Origin of the sequence: Paenibacillus violae (genome assembly GCF_032461945.1) — a bacterium.
Classification (GTDB): Bacteria; Bacillota; Bacilli; order Paenibacillales; family NBRC-103111; genus Paenibacillus_E; species Paenibacillus_E violae.
Genome location: NZ_JAWCUD010000001.1, coordinates 1,400,342 through 1,416,743 on the forward strand (window position 1 = coordinate 1,400,342; position 16,402 = coordinate 1,416,743).

At 45.9% G+C, this 16,402-nt stretch carries 15 protein-coding genes and 1 pseudogene; 12 read left to right on the plus strand and 4 right to left on the minus strand.

Annotated features, from left to right (window positions below):
* Positions 1-26: 26 nt before the first annotated feature.
* The gene (locus tag RQP52_RS06285; protein WP_315950147.1) at positions 27-983 is read left to right on the plus strand and encodes a D-2-hydroxyacid dehydrogenase family protein; all 957 of its coding nucleotides are present in this window, start codon (positions 27-29) and stop codon (positions 981-983) included.
* 132 nt (positions 984-1,115) lie between these two features.
* On the opposite strand, the gene RQP52_RS06290 is transcribed toward RQP52_RS06285, so the two are convergent.
* From RQP52_RS06290 to RQP52_RS06300, 3 genes are all read right to left on the minus strand, one after another.
* Positions 1,116-1,397: a hypothetical protein gene (locus RQP52_RS06290; protein WP_315950149.1), complete on the minus strand. Its 282-nt coding sequence runs from the start codon at positions 1,395-1,397 to the stop codon at positions 1,116-1,118.
* 138 nt (positions 1,398-1,535) lie between these two features.
* Positions 1,536-2,399 (minus strand): AraC family transcriptional regulator, encoded by an 864-nt coding sequence (locus RQP52_RS06295; RefSeq protein ID WP_315950151.1) that lies wholly within the window; start codon positions 2,397-2,399, stop codon positions 1,536-1,538.
* Positions 2,400-2,628: 229 nt separating this feature from the next.
* On the minus strand, positions 2,629-3,372 hold the full coding sequence (locus tag RQP52_RS06300) for a YqjF family protein (RefSeq protein WP_315950153.1): 744 nt from the start codon (positions 3,370-3,372) through the stop codon (positions 2,629-2,631).
* 162 nt (positions 3,373-3,534) lie between these two features.
* On the opposite strand from RQP52_RS06300, the gene RQP52_RS06305 reads away from it, so the two are divergent.
* From RQP52_RS06305 to RQP52_RS06355, 11 genes and pseudogenes are all read left to right on the plus strand, one after another.
* The gene (locus tag RQP52_RS06305; RefSeq protein WP_315950154.1) at positions 3,535-3,738 is read left to right on the plus strand and encodes a YwbE family protein; all 204 of its coding nucleotides are present in this window, start codon (positions 3,535-3,537) and stop codon (positions 3,736-3,738) included.
* Between the two features lie 22 nt (positions 3,739-3,760).
* Positions 3,761-4,015 carry a YolD-like family protein gene (locus RQP52_RS06310; RefSeq protein WP_315950156.1) on the plus strand — a complete coding sequence of 85 codons (255 nt, stop codon included), beginning with the start codon at positions 3,761-3,763 and terminating at the stop codon, positions 4,013-4,015.
* Between the two features lie 100 nt (positions 4,016-4,115).
* Positions 4,116-5,036 (plus strand): tyrosine-type recombinase/integrase, encoded by a 921-nt coding sequence (locus tag RQP52_RS06315; RefSeq protein ID WP_315950157.1) that lies wholly within the window; start codon positions 4,116-4,118, stop codon positions 5,034-5,036.
* A 107-nt stretch (positions 5,037-5,143) separates the two neighbouring features.
* Positions 5,144-6,067: a S66 peptidase family protein gene (locus RQP52_RS06320; RefSeq protein WP_315950159.1), complete on the plus strand. Its 924-nt coding sequence runs from the start codon at positions 5,144-5,146 to the stop codon at positions 6,065-6,067.
* A 240-nt stretch (positions 6,068-6,307) separates the two neighbouring features.
* Positions 6,308-7,111 (plus strand): ABC transporter ATP-binding protein, encoded by an 804-nt coding sequence (locus RQP52_RS06325; protein WP_315950161.1) that lies wholly within the window; start codon positions 6,308-6,310, stop codon positions 7,109-7,111.
* A 102-nt stretch (positions 7,112-7,213) separates the two neighbouring features.
* Positions 7,214-8,578: an aspartate aminotransferase family protein gene (locus RQP52_RS06330; RefSeq protein WP_315950163.1), complete on the plus strand. Its 1,365-nt coding sequence runs from the start codon at positions 7,214-7,216 to the stop codon at positions 8,576-8,578.
* Between the two features lie 18 nt (positions 8,579-8,596).
* Complete coding sequence (locus tag RQP52_RS06335; protein WP_315950165.1) at positions 8,597-9,868, plus strand: M20 family metallo-hydrolase; 1,272 nt, start codon at positions 8,597-8,599, stop codon at positions 9,866-9,868.
* A 45-nt stretch (positions 9,869-9,913) separates the two neighbouring features.
* Positions 9,914-11,278, plus strand: coding sequence for an NAD(P)-dependent oxidoreductase (locus tag RQP52_RS06340; protein WP_315950166.1), 1,365 nt, complete (start codon positions 9,914-9,916; stop codon positions 11,276-11,278).
* A 41-nt stretch (positions 11,279-11,319) separates the two neighbouring features.
* The gene (preA, locus tag RQP52_RS06345; RefSeq protein WP_315950167.1) at positions 11,320-12,612 is read left to right on the plus strand and encodes an NAD-dependent dihydropyrimidine dehydrogenase subunit PreA; all 1,293 of its coding nucleotides are present in this window, start codon (positions 11,320-11,322) and stop codon (positions 12,610-12,612) included.
* A gap of 2 nt (positions 12,613-12,614) precedes the next feature.
* Positions 12,615-14,057: pseudogene (hydA, locus tag RQP52_RS06350) on the plus strand (dihydropyrimidinase).
* Positions 14,050-14,265: a hypothetical protein gene (locus tag RQP52_RS06355; protein ID WP_315950168.1), complete on the plus strand. Its 216-nt coding sequence runs from the start codon at positions 14,050-14,052 to the stop codon at positions 14,263-14,265. Before hydA ends, RQP52_RS06355 begins: the two are co-directional and overlap by 8 nt.
* On the opposite strand, the gene RQP52_RS06360 is transcribed toward RQP52_RS06355, so the two are convergent.
* Positions 14,262-15,875 (minus strand): PucR family transcriptional regulator, encoded by a 1,614-nt coding sequence (locus RQP52_RS06360; protein ID WP_315950169.1) that lies wholly within the window; start codon positions 15,873-15,875, stop codon positions 14,262-14,264. The two genes, RQP52_RS06355 and RQP52_RS06360, sit on opposite strands and share 4 nt — an antisense overlap.
* Between the last annotated feature and the right edge of the window lie 527 nt (positions 15,876-16,402).

A 16,402-nucleotide genomic window follows, 5' to 3' on the forward strand; every position in this document is an offset into this window, starting at 1 on the left:
TGTACGATGAAGGAGGCACTTACATAATGAAGCTTCGCTGTGCAATATTAGACGACTATCAGCAAGTAGCTTTAACCGCTGCAGATTGGTCAACGATTACGGACCAAGTGGAGGTCAAAAGCATCAATCAGCATATCGATCAGCAAGATGAGCTTGTCGAGCTAATCGCCGACTGCGAAATTGTTGTGATTATGCGCGAACGTACTCCTTTCCGCGCATCTCTCCTTCAGCGGCTTCCTCACTTAAAGCTTCTAGTTACAACAGGCATGCGGAATGCCTCGATTGATTTGGACGCTGCTGCAGCGCAAGGCATCACCGTTTGCGGGACGGGTGGCGCAGGCAATGCAACCGCTGAGCTCACTTGGGCTTTGGTTCTAGGGCTTGCACGCAACATCGTGCAAGAGCATAACGCCATTCGCAATGGTCAGTGGCAGAGCACGATTGGAACAGATTTGTACGGCAAGACACTTGGCGTACTGGGCCTTGGCAAACTTGGCACCAAGATCGCCAAATTTGGCCAAGCTTTCGGCATGGATGTCGTGGCATGGAGCCAGAATTTAACGCAAGAGCGAGCCGACGAAGTTGGCGTGAGATTCGCTAATTCGAAGGAGGAGCTGCTAGAGAGCAGCGACTTTGTGTCGATTCATCTTGTCTTAAGCGACAGGACAAGAGGGTTGATCGGTGCGGCGGATCTCAAGCGTATGCGCCCCTCGGCTTACTTGATCAATACGTCTCGCGCTCCTATCGTAGATCAAGAAGCTCTTGCCGAGGCCTTGCAAAATCGTTGGATCGCAGGCGCCGCAGTTGATGTATTCGAGGTGGAACCTCTGCCGAAAGACGATGCGTACAGATCGTTACCGAATCTTTTGACTACACCGCATATCGGTTATGTCTCCGAAGCGAATTATCAGGCTTTTTATAGAGATGTGGTTGAGGATATTAGAGAATATCTAGCTGGTTCCCCGGTTCGAACATTAACTTGATTTAAGGAAATTAGGTCTCTTTGGAGAAAAGTTTTTACTCTTAGAAAATGAAAAAAGCAGCCATGATCTCATGGCTGCTTTTGGCTCTTAAGATGAGCCATATCATGCGCATTTTTTGAATGCGATTACAAATTATTTTTTAAAGCTTCCCAGATATTTGAGTGCAACTCCGAGTGCGCCAAGATAATAGCCGATCAACAGTAAGAAACCTGTAGGGTCAAGAGCCATCATGTTGGAAAGCATGAATAATGGGAACACATAGAACAGTAAATCTTTCAAATAAGAGAGAAATAAGTCGCTGGAGAACGAACCGGCTTTGAGAGCAGTATATAAGTTGTATAAGAAGCTTAGGCCCATCAAACCAAGAACTACAAACATTGCGTAGAGCATCCATCCTGTAAGTGCTAGTGTCATTTGGATTCACCTCCCGATTGGGAAGATTTACTACTGAGATATCATATGTAGCTCGATGACAAGTCGTACTAGGACGAAGCACTCATTTTTAAAAAAAGATAATTAAATAGTTACATAACTAATGTTATGTAAACAAATTTAAAGCTGCATATTGTTTCGGTAAATAAGAGGGGCCACGCCGACGTATTTTTTAAATAATCGCGAAAAGTAAAAGACATCTTTAAACCCTAAAGAATCGGCCACTTCTTTGACTGAATCCTCTGTATTGAGGAGAATGTTTTTCGCTTCAGCTATTTTCAAACGGTTGATATAAGCGTTGAGCGGATAGCCTGTATATTCACTCACAACTCTGCGTAGTGTAGAAATCGAGATGTGGTGCCGTTTGGCGATACTTTTCGCATCGAAAGGCTGAAAGAGGGAATCCCCGAGGTCGTCCATAATGTCAATGACCTGTTGTGTTTTTGTCGTCTGGGATGTAGTTTGGGCTTTCAGCATAAATTCAAAAAGCAACGTTTCCACAAGCAGCGCGGCGCGATCGATGTTATCAGGTAATCCGCTTTCCATCAGCATGAAAATCCGTTCGATCCGGTTGTGTTGGGTAGCATCTTCATGACCGACTTGTTTCGCTTCGTCGACATTTGTTAACCAACTGTCAAGCCATTCCTTGATACGAGTGCCCTCAAAAGTAAAATAATACTCATCCCAAAAACCGCCTTGATCGGGACCATAATTATAAATGACGCCTGGTCGTAAGAAGAGCAGAGTTCCGCTTTCCACGTGTTGTACCGGTCCGTTATTAGCTTGATAGGAGCCACTGCCTCCGGACAAATAAATAAATGCCCATTTGGAGAATGTTGCTTGATGGCGAAAAGAGATACGTCCGGGCAAGTGGCCAACGTTTGTAATAATCAAAGATTGCAGCTTTAGCTTACTGGAATCGATGGGTGAAGTAATGATTCTCAATGGGTAAGGACTGATCATATAGTCCATGATCTTTGGCATATCGCATATTACCTCCGTAATATTTCTAAGGTATTACTAGTATTGTGTAAATTTAATGACATTAATTATATTTATTATATCTGAACATTTTATCCATGGGAATAGTATTATCGTTTTTAGCGTTTTCGAGTTTTAAGGGATGCGCTATACAGAGTTTTTCTATACATAGATTAATTAATGTCACTATTCATTAATGGCATTAATTAATTTCAAGTTACCATATTGAACACTATTCGTCGCTAAAATGCTCGTTTAGTTTCTCAAGAGCCCATATCTTCACTTTTAATTGTTTGGCAAAATGTAAGAGAGGTGATTGCTCCGGTAGTTTTATTCCAAATGAGGCAGGCAGCGTATTCATGGAGATTTCAGCTTCTGCCGATTGCAAAGGCCATAGATCGTGATCGATCTCTCCCCGATAGATCGTTCCGCGGCGATCCTGGCAATATAGACAGTAACGTTCCGTAAGCCAGTACTCTAATGTTCCAGCTACTGCATGGCGAATGGGGGAGGAGGGGCGGTACTCCGCTAAAAACTCACCTTGCCGAGCGCGCGGATCTTGACGAACACTATGGTATAACGTAGTGTTATTTGATGTTCTCTTCACTTCAATTTGCGAATAAAAATAGGGGAGATGGAATAAAGTGCGCGCCGCTTCGACAGCGAATTTATTATGGGCGTCTAAGCTGAAGAAGTATACGCCAGGCTTCCCGTGAATCGTGACGTAAGTACGGACATTGATTTCCGGGAATGACGAGAAATAAGGCAGTGCAGGAATGCCCCTGGGAGTAACACCTGTCATATGAAAAGGAACGACACCTATCCAAGCCGTTCCTTCGAAGGTATCTATCGGAAGAGGAGAAGGGATTCGTTCTCTTATGATTTCAACAGGCACTGGCCAATGAGCGAATAACAAGTCATTCCATATTTGATGCATGATCCAAGGTTTTGCAGGCAGAGGCCATGATCTACTCATAGGAAAAGCTCCTTCAATTCGTGTAGGGTATATCCATCATCGTATAAGTTAACATGTGAGCTGTAAAGGGTTTTACTTATGTTCGCACTTCCGGTAGGGAATGCGTGAAATATGTGGTATAATGAAGCACAATCTGGAAAGAAAGCAGGCGACTCAAACATCATGAATGGGCAAAATCGTAAAGATGTCCTGCCGGGAATCGAAGTCAATATTGTCTTGAAACAAGATCAACGGAGCGGAAAGCTAACAAGAGGAATTGTGAAAGACTTATTAACGAATTCACCGACACATCCGCATGGGATTAAAGTAAGACTAACCGATGGACAAGTAGGAAGAGTGAAAGAAATTATATCACCGGCAAGGTGATGAGGACGCAGGGGGAACGAGAATGGCAAAAGCGAAAGTTGCAAAAAGACCAACACGCGATGAGTTTGTTTTAGAAGAGATTGGGAATCAACTGTCGGAAGCGAAGATGGAAAACTCAGAGATCGTCCTTACGGTATGGGGACGCGAAGAGCAGGTGCGTGGACTGATCAAGACGATGGATTCACGAACAGGTCGCGTACATATGGAAACCAGCAATGGGGAATTGGATAAAGTTCCTTTTATGGATATTATGAAAGTGGAATACCCTAGAGATTAGCACACTTTTCGGCCGGTTTCGGCCGCTTTTTTCCGTTAAAAAAATTGCACTAAATCTATATTTAACGCAACTTAGATTCTAACGGACGGAGTGAACGAAGATGGGACAAGGATTGGAGTATGATGACGACTATTTGGAGCTGTTTGATACCTGGATGAAGGATCAGGGGTTTACCAAAAGAACACAGCAAGCTTACCTGGGGGATGTTCGTTTATTTCTTTCGTCGATGGAAAAAGCTTTATCCACCATAGAGGCGATTGATATCATGCGTTTTTTAACTAAAATGCGTCAGGGAGGGGCGGGCGATGCGGCACGTAATCGATATTTGTCATCGATCCGTACTTTTTTCACAGCATTGATCGATCTTCAATTGGCGTCTAGCAACCCATCTCTCCACATAAAGAAATCGAAGGTAGAGAAAAATCAGATTCCAACATTTCTAAGCGAGCAGCTGCTGTCCGTTTTCCTGCAATCGATCGAGGGGAAATATCAAATTCGCAATGTGGCTATGTTTCTGTTGATGAGTTATGCAGGTTTGCGGGTTAGCGAACTGCATCGATTAAATACCGCGGATTTTAACCTGACGACCAAGTCACTGCTTGTTTATGGTAAAGGTCGGAAATGGCGCTTAATTCCGCTGCCGGATGAATTGGTCAAGGTGTTGAATAAAGCGCTGGCAGAGCGGCTAGATTCGCGGAATAAAGGTGAGCAGCCATTTTTCGTATCGCAATTCGGGCGCCGAATCAGCATACGGATGATTCAAACGATCGCGGAGAAACATTTCGAGGAGCTGAAGAAGCACTATGCTGAACTGCAAGGAAAGTCCATTTCCAGCCATAAGCTGCGCCATACTTTTGCTACGATGCAGGTACTGGCAGGAACAGATATTCGAACTTTGCAGGAATTGTTAGGTCATGCGAGCATACAAACAACTCAGATCTATACACACGTTGCCGATAAACAAAAGCAAGAGGCAATGAATCGCGTTACCGCGTTTATCCCAGCTGGAATGGGGATATAGGGACATGGAAAATAATCATCGAGGTCATATATTTCTCTTTTGGCGCATATAAGGCAACAGAGAGATTAAACCTTTGCAATACAAGGGCATTGGTAGGAGGCATGCAAATGACCATTCAGCCCCCCATGTTACGTGGTGGTGACACCATAGGAATTGTTACTTTAGGAAGTCCGCTTGACGCTAGTATCATTGATGCAAGAATAGCGACGCTTGAAAGTATGGGTTTTGAGGTGCTTGTTGGGAAATATGCGTATTCCTATGATGGCATTGTTGCTTCAACGGCTCAACAGCGTGCAGAAGATTTTATGGCCATGATTTCAAATCATCAGGTCAAAATGATACTGCCGACTAGGGGAGGCACAGGGGTAAGAGATATTTTACCGTATTTAGACTATCAGTTGATTAACAAAAATCCAAAAATTATAACAGGCTACAGCGATATTACGATCTTATTGAATATCCTCAATCAATTTTCAAACTTAATTACGTTCCAAAGTCTTCTTTTAATTGATTTTGACCCTAACACACCTAAGTATAGCTTTGATCAGTTTTTCTCGGCGACGTCGACTTTATCACAAACAAGGGTGATTCAAAATCCACCTGGGATTCCGCTAAAAAGCTTAATTCAAGGCAATGTACGAGGGCAAATTGTCGGTGGTAATCTAACCTCGTTCGTAGGATCCTTGGGAACACCGTATGAAATTAATACAACAGGCAAAATCGTGCTGATCGAAGAGACACATGAACCATCGAACACGATTTATCGCTATTTGACACAATTAATTATGGCCGGTAAGTTCCAACATTGCCAAGGGATTATCATGGGCCAATGCACCAATTGTACTGTTTCGTATTCAACGACTTACGATGATCTAATCAACGGTGTCATGTATCCGCTAGGCAAACCTCTTATGACGAATTTGAGTACAGCGCATGGGTACTACAAGGCAGCCATTCCAATCGGAGCTATGGTGGATCTCAATACATTTGATAACACACTTACAGTGCTAGAACCAACGGTTAAAATATAGCATGAATATTTGTTTACATAATATTAATTATGTAACGTATATGATAACCCTGACTCTTGAATGAGACAGGGTTATTTGAATTCGAGAGGAGGGATTTTACATTCTGTCACGTTGATTCATGAATTTCGGAACACTTTGTATAATGAAATAAATCCCGAGTGTTATATAATATAACATATACAGTTATTGTAAATAACACATCTATAACGCGATGATAAGGGCAAGTTGAGGAGGAGCATGATGAATTCAGAGCTTTCTCGGCAAAAGGTGGAAATATCATTGGATGGTGTATGCAAGGTGTTCGGAAAAAGAGGGAGGCAGGTGACGGTCCTCCAGGACATTACATTCGATGTGCACCAAAATGAATTCGTATCCTTACTTGGACCTCGAGGCTGTGGAAAATCAACACTGCTGCGTATTATGGCAGACCTATTGCAACCGTCCAGCGGTCAGATTCTTATTGAGAAAGAGCATCCGCGAGAAGTACGTTTGCGCCGAAAGTTCGGCATTGTGCTGCAGCAACCGGCTTTATTTGAATGGCGAACTGTGCAGGAAAATATTGAACTTCCACTAGAGGTATTAGGCCAAAACCGCTCGGAGTATAAGCATATGGTTGATCAGCTGCTTGAAACGGTCGGTTTAACGAAATTTAAAGAGTATTACCCTTGGCAGTTAAGCGGTGGCATGCAGCAAAGAGTTGCGATTGCCCGGGCTTTATCCTTGGATCCTCCCATTTTATTTATGGATGAACCCTTCTCAGCGTTGGATGCGTTCACGAAGGATAAGCTGCAAGTCGAGCTCCTTGCGATTAAGAAGAAAACGAAGAAAACGATCGTTTTTGTTTCCCATAGCGTGTCCGAAGCGGTCTTCCTATCTGATCGAATCATTGTTTTAACGGCTCATCCTGGACGGATACATTCGATTCACTCCGTTGACTTTGGAGAGGAACGCACCGCACAAACACGGGAATTGGACCCATTTCTTACGCTATCCGCAGACATTCGAACCAGTTTATACCAAGGTCAGTCACATAAAACGGAATGAAATATAGATTTAACAATGACTCCAAGGGATGTCTACCTCTTTCTGCACATAGAAATAAGATAAGGGTTTTTTTGCAAGAATTCTGAGGAGAGGAGGCTGACTATGGAGAGTAATGAAATGAGTGATCTACCCACTAAGGAGGAGCTGCTTGAGAAAGATCGCAAATATGTGTGGCACCATATGTCTGCACATAACGAAAACCCCATGATCCTTGCTTCCGGTGAAGGAAGCTGGGTGACGGATGTGGATGGCAATCGTTATTTGGACGGTATGTCCGGGCTATGGTGCGTGAATGTAGGCCATGGACGGAAGGAAATTGCCGAAGCGGCCGCTGCACAAATGATGAAGCTTGCCTATGCCACCATGGTGCAATCTCACATCCCATCAATCGAGCTTGCAGCCAAAATCAATGAGTGGTTGGATGGTGACTACCGCATTTTTTTCTCTAACTCAGGTTCGGATGCCAATGAAGTGGCTTTCAAAATCGCGAGGCAATACTTTCATCAAAATGGGAAACCAACGAAACACAAGTTCATTTCTAGGCATCGCGCCTATCATGGGAATTCGATGGGGGCATTAGGGGCAACGGGGCAAGCACAGCGAAAGCTGAAATATGAACCGCTTGGGGTAGGATTCCAGCATGTTCCGCCTCCTTACTGCTACCGCTGTCCTTTCGGCCAAAAGCAAGGGAGCTGCAGCTTGCAATGCGCTAAAGCTATCGAGGATGTCATCGTTTGGGAAGGCGCAGATTCCGTTGCCGGTGTCATTATGGAGCCGGTTATTACGGGTGGAGGCATGATTATTCCGCCGGACGAGTATATGCAAACGGTTCGCAGCATTTGTGATAAATACGACGTTTTGCTCATCGTTGATGAAGTGATTTGCGGTTTTGGCCGTTCCGGTGAGAAATTCGGTCATCTCAATTTCGGTGTCAGACCTGACATTGTGACGATGGCCAAAGGCATGACAAGCGCTTACTCACCGTTGTCCGCTACGGCTGTTTCCTCGGAATTATATGATTCGTTCAAAAACAGCCAGGAACCCACAAGTCATTTACGCCATATTAACACGTTCGGCGGTAATCCGGTTTCTTGTGTTGTGGCCTTGAAAAATATCGAAATTTTAGAAAAGGAAAATTTAGTGGCACGTTCTGCTCAGATCGGAAGCGTTTTTAAAAACGGCTTGAAACCATTGCTGGATCATCCGCACATAGGTGAAATTCGAATTTTTGGATCGGCAATGGGCATTGAATTAGTGGAAGATGTGCAGACCAAGCAGCCTGCAACGGCAGAGCGCGTGATGAGCATTATAGCGGCTTGCAAGCAAAAAGGGCTGTTGATCGGAAAAAATGGCGATACCGTGCCTGGCTATGCCAACATTCTTACGTTAAGTCCGCCATTCTCTTCGACGGACGAGGATATTGCTTTTATCGTAGACACTTTACTTGCTGTGTTCGATGCCAATTAGGAGAAAGGATGAAGGACATTGTCTACAAGCTCTCGGATACAAATTGACACTTCACGCCTACATCAGCATATTCATGAACTTTCACAAATTGGAAAAATCGGAGATACTGGCGTCTGCCGATTGGCGCTCTCCAAGGAAGATCGGGAAGGCGTGGAACTCGTGAAACAATGGATGGAAGAGGCAGGGATGGAAGCGCACATCGATCCATTCGCTAACCTCATCGGGAAGCTGAGAGGCCGTAATCCGGATGCTCCAGTGCTCATGCTCGGATCTCACATCGACTCACAGCCTTATGGCGGTAGATTCGATGGCGCGATTGGCGTGCTTGGTGCGATTGAGGTGGTTCAAACCCTGGTCGAATCTGGTCAAGCGCCTGAATGCGATGTTGAAGTTGTGGCATTCTGTGACGAGGAAGGCTGTCGTTTCAATAAAGGGCTGTTCGGCGTCCGTGGAATGACTGGCAAGCTGGAAGAGAACGAGCTCGAGCGGACGGATAAAAACGGCGTTACACGCCGAGAAGCATTAATCCAATTCGGCTGTGATCCTGTGAATTTCGAAAATTATGTGTTTCAAGAAGGGCGCATCGGCACTTTCCTTGAACTTCACATTGAACAAGGACCGGTCCTTGAAGCACTGAACGAGCCCATCGGTATCGTTACAGGCATATCGGGTCCGTTATGGCTTACCGTTGAGATGACCGGGTTCGCCGGGCATGCAGGATCTGTGCCGATGTCGATGCGTCATGACGCCCTGCTGGGAAGCGCTAAGATCATCGTTGCGCTCAACGAGCTTGTGCAGCAAGTGCCGAATGCTCCTACCGTTGGAACGGTAGGTTCACTTACTGTTTTTCCGGATTCTCGCAACATCATTCCTGAGAAAGTGTCCTTCACGATTGATTTGCGCGATATCGATTTATCGCGTCGCAATGCGCTCGAAACCGAATTGTTGAGTGTGATCGAGAACGTCTCTCGGGAACATGGTCTTACCTATACGATTCGGGAGGATACGAACAGTGAACCGCGTTATTGCGCCGGTTGGATCATGCAGAGCTTGCGCGAGGAGGCAGGAGAGCTGGGAATTTCTCCGCCGGAGCTTATGAGCGGTCCGTTTCATGATTCTCTAGCGATGTCGCATGTGTGCGATTACGGGATGATTTTCGTTCGATGTTTGGAGGGAATTAGCCATAATCCCAAGGAATATGCAAGTCCTGACGATATCTCATTAGGAACTGAACTGTTGTATCGAACAGCTCGCCGAATCGCTTTAGGAAATTCAGGATCGCAGACTTGATAGCATTCATTAGATAGTTAGCCTATACGTGCGGAGGTGTGGCAAATGGGGACATCATTTATTTCATTAAATGATTTGAAACGTAATTTCGCCGAAGTCAAAGCGGGCATGAAGCCGAAAGAGGCGATCGAAGAATCGAATCGATGTTTGTATTGTTATGATGCTCCTTGTGTACGCGCCTGTCCGACAGGGATTGAAATTCCTTCTTTTATTAAAAAGATCGCCTCAGGCAATCTCAAAGGCTCGTCTCGCATTATTATGGAGGCAAACCCGGTAGGGGCTACATGCTCCAGGGTATGCCCGACGGAGGAACTCTGCGAGGGGGCTTGCGTGCTTAATCATTCGTCCAAGCCTATACTAATCGGGCAATTGCAGCGCTACGCCACAGACTGGGCAATGAAAAACGAGGTCGTATTATTTAAAACCGGAGCAAGCATCGGGAAATCCGCTGCCATCATTGGCAGTGGGCCGGCTGGTCTTTCGGCAGCCCGAGAGCTCGCCAGATTCGGGTTTCAAGTGACGGTTTTCGAAGCGAAAGAACAAGCAGGAGGGTTAGATACATACGGCATCGTCTCTTTTCGCTTACCTCAGGAAATTTCACTATGGGAAGTAGAGCAGATTCGCCAGCTTGGGGTAGATTTCAAATTGAACACACAGGTTGGCGTAGATATTTCGGCTGAGTCCCTTCTAGAAAACTATGACGCTGTTGTGCTGGCGGTCGGGATGTCGAAGGTGCCGATGCTTGGTATTGAAGGCGAAGCCTTAAATGGCGTCTTTGATGCCATAGATTTCGTTGAAGCAACGAAGTCAGCAGAAGATCTGGATACGAACCTGATCGGAAAGCGTGTAGCCGTTATCGGCGCAGGAAATACGGCGATTGACGCAGCTACCTGTTCGGTGAGACTTGGCGCAGAGCAGGTTCAGATCGTGTACCGGCGAACGCAAGCGGAAATGACGGCGTATGATTTTGAATTTGATTTTGCCAAAATGGACGGCGTTGCATTCAGATGGCTTACAGCTCCGAAGCGAATTATTGGCGACGCTAACGGCAACGTAGCGGCTTTGGAATGCATCCGGATGGAACTGATCGATGTGGAGGCAGGACGAAGGCGGCCGGTCCCTATTTCAGGGTCAGAGTTCATCCTTCCGGTTGACGCGGTCATTAAAGCGATTGGACAAACGCGCCATGCATCCCTAATCAATCAATTCAAGCTAGCACATATTCGGGGGACAGTGACAGTGAATCCTGAGACAGGTCAAACGTCAAACCCCAAAGTATTTGCGGCAGGAGATGTTATTTTCGGGGAGGGGCAAGGGGAGGCGATGGTTGTTTCAGCCGCTCAGCAAGGGAAGCAAGCAGCTTATGCGATCTACAAACAAGTGATTACAGCTCAGAACGAGACTGCCTAATAGTTGGTCATTAATCGTACATCATACTGGAGGGATACGGCATGGCAGATCTACGCATCAATCTAGCAGGCATAACTTCACCAAACCCTTTCTGGTTGGCATCGGCGCCTCCGACGAATACAGGTTACCAAGTCCAGCGGGCATTCGAAGCCGGCTGGGGCGGTGCGGTATGGAAAACGCTCGGAGACCCCATTATTAATACCTCCTCACGATTCGCTGCCGTTCATTTCAACGGACAACGTGTCGCTGGCTTTAACAATATTGAATTGATCACGGATCGGCCGCTTGAGGTCAATTTGCAAGAGATCTACGAGACGAAGAAGCGTTTTCCTCATCATGCGCTTGTTGTTTCACTGATGGTTGAACCCAAACGTGAAAAGTGGCATGAAATTGTAAAGAAGGTCGAAGCCGTCGGCGTGGACGGACTTGAACTGAACTTTGGCTGTCCGCACGGGATGGCGGAGCGCGGCATGGGATCAGCCTCCGGGCAGCAGCCCGATCTTGTGGAAGCGCAAACGATGTGGGCGAAAGAAGCAGCGAAGACGCCGGTCATCGTGAAACTGACGCCGAATATTACAGACATTACAAGTACGGCGAAGGCTGCAGTTCGAGGCGGAGCGGATGCAATCTCCCTAATCAATACGATCAATTCGTTAGCTGGGGTCGACATCGATACGTGGAATACGATCCCTCATGTCGGGGGGAAGGGCTCTCATGGCGGCTATTGCGGTCCTGCTGTAAAGCCGATCGCGCTGCACATGGTCGCGGATTGTGCGCGCAATTCGGAGGTTGGCATTCCAATCTCTGGAATTGGCGGTATATCCAACTGGCGAGATGCTGTTGAATTTATGCTGATGGGTGCTACAGGGGTGCAGGTATGTACGGCGGCTATGCATCATGGCTTCCGAATCGTAGAGGATATGATCGACGGATTGAACAACTATTTAGATGAAAAAGGGCTCGCGAGCGTAATGGACTTGATCGGTAAATCCGTTCCCCGTTATTCGGATTGGGGAAATTTGGATTTAAACTATGCCATTGTTGCCAAAATTGATAACGACACTTGTATAAACTGCAATAAATGCCATATTGCTTGTGAGGATACCTCTCATCAATGTATCGATATGCTGACCAGTGATACAGGTGAGTCGTATTTGCAAGTGCGTGAAGAAGACTGTGTCGGGTGCAATTTATGCGCTATTGTTTGTCCTGTAGAAGGTGCCATTACGATGGTTGAGGTGGTTGGCACTGAACCTTCTCTAACATGGAACGAGAGACAAGAAGCGATTGCCAAGCTAGGCGAAGGGAATTCCAACAAAAAGGAGGCTGTATAACGATGGCCAAACTTATTAAGAATGGCACGGTTGTGACAGCTGCTGACCAATAACAGGCGGACGTTCTGATCGAGAACGGCATCATTTCGCAGATTGGGCTAAATCTGGAGGTAGAAAGCGCCGAAATCATTGATGCGCAGGGATTTTATGTTTTTCCAGGTGGTGTAGATCCGCACACGCACTTGGATATGCCCTTTGGCGGGACGGTTACAGCGGACAATTTCGAGACAGGAACGAAGGCGGCAGCATTTGGAGGAACGACAACGATTATTGATTTTTGTTTGACGAATAAAGGCGTGCCGTTGAGTGAATCTGTTCAAACCTGGCATAACAAAGCGGAGGGCAAGGCTGTAATTGACTACAGCTTCCATCTGATGATTGCAGAAATCAACGACGAAGTGCTGGCTGAGCTGCCCAAAATGATACATGACGAAGGGATTACTTCGCTCAAAGTATTCATGGCGTACAAAAATGTTTTTCAAGCCGACGACGGAACGCTATATCGTACATTGCTAGAAGCGAAACGGCATGGCGCACTCGTCATGGTGCATGCTGAGAACGGCGACGTGATTGATTATTTGATCAAAGAAGCGCTGGATGCAGGAAATACAGAGCCGATTTACCATGCGCTGACACGTCCATCCTTAATCGAAGGAGAAGCAACGGGGCGCGCAGCCAAATTAACCGCTTTGGCAAATTCCCAATTGTACGTAGTACACGTGACATGCGAGGAAGCTGTTCAGCAAATTGCCGAAGCGCGGAATCAAGGAGTCGATGTATGGGGCGAGACTTGTCCGCAGTATTTAATGTTGGATCAAACATACTTAGAGAAGCCGGATTTCGAAGGTGCAAAATATGTGTGGTCACCACCGCTTCGCCCCCAAGAGCATCAAGATGCACTATGGACTGCACTTAAAAACGGACAACTTCAAACGCTGGGATCTGACCACTGCTCTTTTAATTTCAAAGGTCAGAAGGAGCTTGGGTTAGGTGATTTTAGCAAAATCCCTAATGGCGGTCCTTGTATAGAAGACAGATTCTCGATTCTGTTTTCGGAAGGCGTCCTGAAAGGGCGGATCACATTGAACCAATTTGTAGATATCGTGTCAACGCGAAGCGCCAAATTGTTCGGTTTATTCCCTACGAAAGGAACAATCGCCGTGGGCTGCGATGCCGATATTGTTATTTTTGACCCGAATGCAGTTCGTGTTATTTCACGCGACACTCACCATATGAATGTGGATTATAATCCGTTTGAAGGTCTTGAAATCACTGGAGAGCCTGTTACTGTGCTATCTAGAGGGGAGTACGTGATTCAGAATAAACAGTTTGTGGGCACTCCTGGCATTGGTCAATTCGTAAAGCGGAAGACCTATCCATCTGAATCCCATCAGGTTAAGCCAAAGCAAGATACCGTGGCTCAAAGGGGTGCAACACATGTCTGAACACGCACAATTTCTACTGGAGAAGCAAAAACTCGATGGTTTTGTTGCTCAGAAATTTAAAATTGTCGGGGTGAAGGAAGATTTGAGCGGCGCATGGCTGCAATTCGAACACCCCGGCGGCGAAACAGCTACCCTCCATCTGAAGACAGCAAATGCGAGGAAATATTATGCCACGTTGCTCATTCGGCAGGGCCAGGAACAGATCTAAGCAATGATGCCATACATGTATTCGTAGCCATGGAGCGCAAGCTCTATGGCCATTCTTTTGTCGGGGCGCATATAATCCTCGCCTAACAGTAGAGCAATTTTGTCCAGGCGGTGATATAAGGTTTGCCTCACGATGAAAAGCTCTTTGGCTGTTTCCTGCTTGGAGCCGCTTAAAGCTAAATACATTTTCAGCGTTTTCAAAAGTTGACCGTTTTTCTCCCGATCATAGTGGAGGATGCGACCAAGATATTCTTCAATAAAGGAGGCTAAGGCCCCGCTTTGTTTCATCATCAGGATGATTTTGCCCACGTGAAGCTCGTCGTAGAAAGGTTGGGCCAGTACCCCGATGTCTTTCTGAATTTCAATCGTATCCAGCGCGGTTTGATAACTTAACTTGAGGAGAGAAGGATCATTGATTCTTTTGCCGATCCCCAAAAAAGGTGAGAAAAACGCTGTCTCCTGCAGGTGTTCAGTCTTTTGCAAGCGTTGGATAGCCCTCATCATACGATCTTGAAAAGGGGATGCTCCTAGCTGATCAAGCAGGATTAAAACGAACTGAGCGTTGGTAAAATGAGGGACCAGATAGAAACCTTCACCTTCAAAAATAGAGCGCGCTACCATTTGTTTTTGAAGAAGCTGCGCTTCATGATCGATCAAGTCTTCCCGTACAGCCTTGCTTTCGAACACGCACACTACAGCTTGCTCAAGCTTCACATTTGGTTTCAGGGCAAGCATGTAGTCCCGGATGACTTGGTGCGTATGCTTCCCGTTCAGCCAATCCGTGACCCACAGATCCTGCTTGTACCGCTTTTTCTCCTCCATGTAGGTTGTGCGCATCATTTCTTGAGCAATGGCCGTTGCGAACCGGTCCAACGCAAGAATTTGGAATTCGCTTAACTCCTTTTCACCGTACAAAAGAAGATCAGCAAACATGCGCTCAAGGGCTAGAATAGGGCGATGGGCGAGCTTGCTTTTGATATCAGGCAGTCGAAAGATTTCTCCAAAGATCCATTTTTCATAAAAGAGATCTGCATCGGTTCTCGGTAATTCGGGGATAAACCGTGCTTCCTCTCCATAAGGAAAAAAGGCAACTTGGGCGCGTGTCGTTTCGTGTAATAACTGTAAAAGCGGCTGTAATCCCTTCCCTGAAAGGAGCAGCTGATTCAACTGAGTGGACAAGGCTTCCAGCTCGGAAACCATGGAATAATGCTGATGGATGAAATAAGCATGCAAATCTTGAGTAATATCAATATAACGGACTTCTTCATGGAAAAAGATGAGTGGAAAATGTTCGCGCATGGCGAGCTCTTTCAGACGTTCAAGGGGTTGCTTCGTATAAGTCCCCAGTTCAATACATAGCCCGGATGCTCCGCTGTCGATGAGTTGTTGGAGGAAGGAAAGGCTTAATTCTTCGTTATCATGCCAGCCAATTCCCGTGTTGAGGATGAGTTCGTGGCCATTCAATAGATGTCCGACGTGCGGTACTTCCATAATGTGAACCCAGCGAACAATGCGGTTCAAGGCTTCTTCACTTGCGATGGTTTCGGCTTTCTGAAACAGAGGGCGCTGCAAAATATCTTTCACGGTTAATTGCAAAAGTGTCTGAACCATACTCATCCACCGCCTGTTTGTTAGTGAAGGTAACGTGAGAGCCGTAATGGTATTTTTTCTATTATACAATGCGTCCACTGAGTTTTGGGGGATTTTTCTTGCATTTGGAAAAAATCGCGAGCAATTGCGGTTTTTTTTGTTTGAAGGGGCAAAAATAGCACTACAGTTTTGGGAACAACTTAGCCTCGTTGGAAAAAATACAAGGAAAGAGCCAATAATGCACTAAAATCGCTCCTTTCATTGGACGAAATCCAATAGAACGGCCATATTCAGCGCTATAGCATCACGTTTAAATGATCTCATTGGATTTCATCCAAGAAGATTGCGTATTTAACCTTCAAATCAATATGTTGGTTGGATTTCATCCAATGCCCCAACTCGACAGCACATTCTGCCGACCCAACACCAAGGAGGGTTGTCGCAGTTGAAAACGTGCGTTGTCGGCTGCAGTTCAATTTAGTATGATTGAATATACGATTGGAAAAGGAGGAAAATACTTAACGACATGAATGATTAATGTCATTAAT

Excerpts from the sequence above, each read along its gene's own strand:
- RQP52_RS06285 (WP_315950147.1), top strand. The coding sequence starts at position 27 with ATGAAGCTTCGCTGTGCAATATTAGACGACTATCAGCAAGTAGCTTTA.
- RQP52_RS06290 (WP_315950149.1), bottom strand. The coding sequence starts at position 1,397 with ATGACACTAGCACTTACAGGATGGATGCTCTACGCAATGTTTGTAGTT.
- RQP52_RS06295 (WP_315950151.1), bottom strand. The coding sequence starts at position 2,399 with ATGCCAAAGATCATGGACTATATGATCAGTCCTTACCCATTGAGAATC.
- RQP52_RS06300 (WP_315950153.1), bottom strand. The coding sequence starts at position 3,372 with ATGAGTAGATCATGGCCTCTGCCTGCAAAACCTTGGATCATGCATCAA.
- RQP52_RS06305 (WP_315950154.1), top strand. The coding sequence starts at position 3,535 with ATGAATGGGCAAAATCGTAAAGATGTCCTGCCGGGAATCGAAGTCAAT.
- RQP52_RS06310 (WP_315950156.1), top strand. The coding sequence starts at position 3,761 with ATGGCAAAAGCGAAAGTTGCAAAAAGACCAACACGCGATGAGTTTGTT.
- RQP52_RS06315 (WP_315950157.1), top strand. The coding sequence starts at position 4,116 with ATGGGACAAGGATTGGAGTATGATGACGACTATTTGGAGCTGTTTGAT.
- RQP52_RS06320 (WP_315950159.1), top strand. The coding sequence starts at position 5,144 with ATGACCATTCAGCCCCCCATGTTACGTGGTGGTGACACCATAGGAATT.
- RQP52_RS06325 (WP_315950161.1), top strand. The coding sequence starts at position 6,308 with ATGAATTCAGAGCTTTCTCGGCAAAAGGTGGAAATATCATTGGATGGT.
- RQP52_RS06330 (WP_315950163.1), top strand. The coding sequence starts at position 7,214 with ATGGAGAGTAATGAAATGAGTGATCTACCCACTAAGGAGGAGCTGCTT.
- RQP52_RS06340 (WP_315950166.1), top strand. The coding sequence starts at position 9,914 with ATGGGGACATCATTTATTTCATTAAATGATTTGAAACGTAATTTCGCC.
- preA (WP_315950167.1), top strand. The coding sequence starts at position 11,320 with ATGGCAGATCTACGCATCAATCTAGCAGGCATAACTTCACCAAACCCT.
- RQP52_RS06355 (WP_315950168.1), top strand. The coding sequence starts at position 14,050 with ATGTCTGAACACGCACAATTTCTACTGGAGAAGCAAAAACTCGATGGT.
- RQP52_RS06360 (WP_315950169.1), bottom strand. The coding sequence starts at position 15,875 with ATGGTTCAGACACTTTTGCAATTAACCGTGAAAGATATTTTGCAGCGC.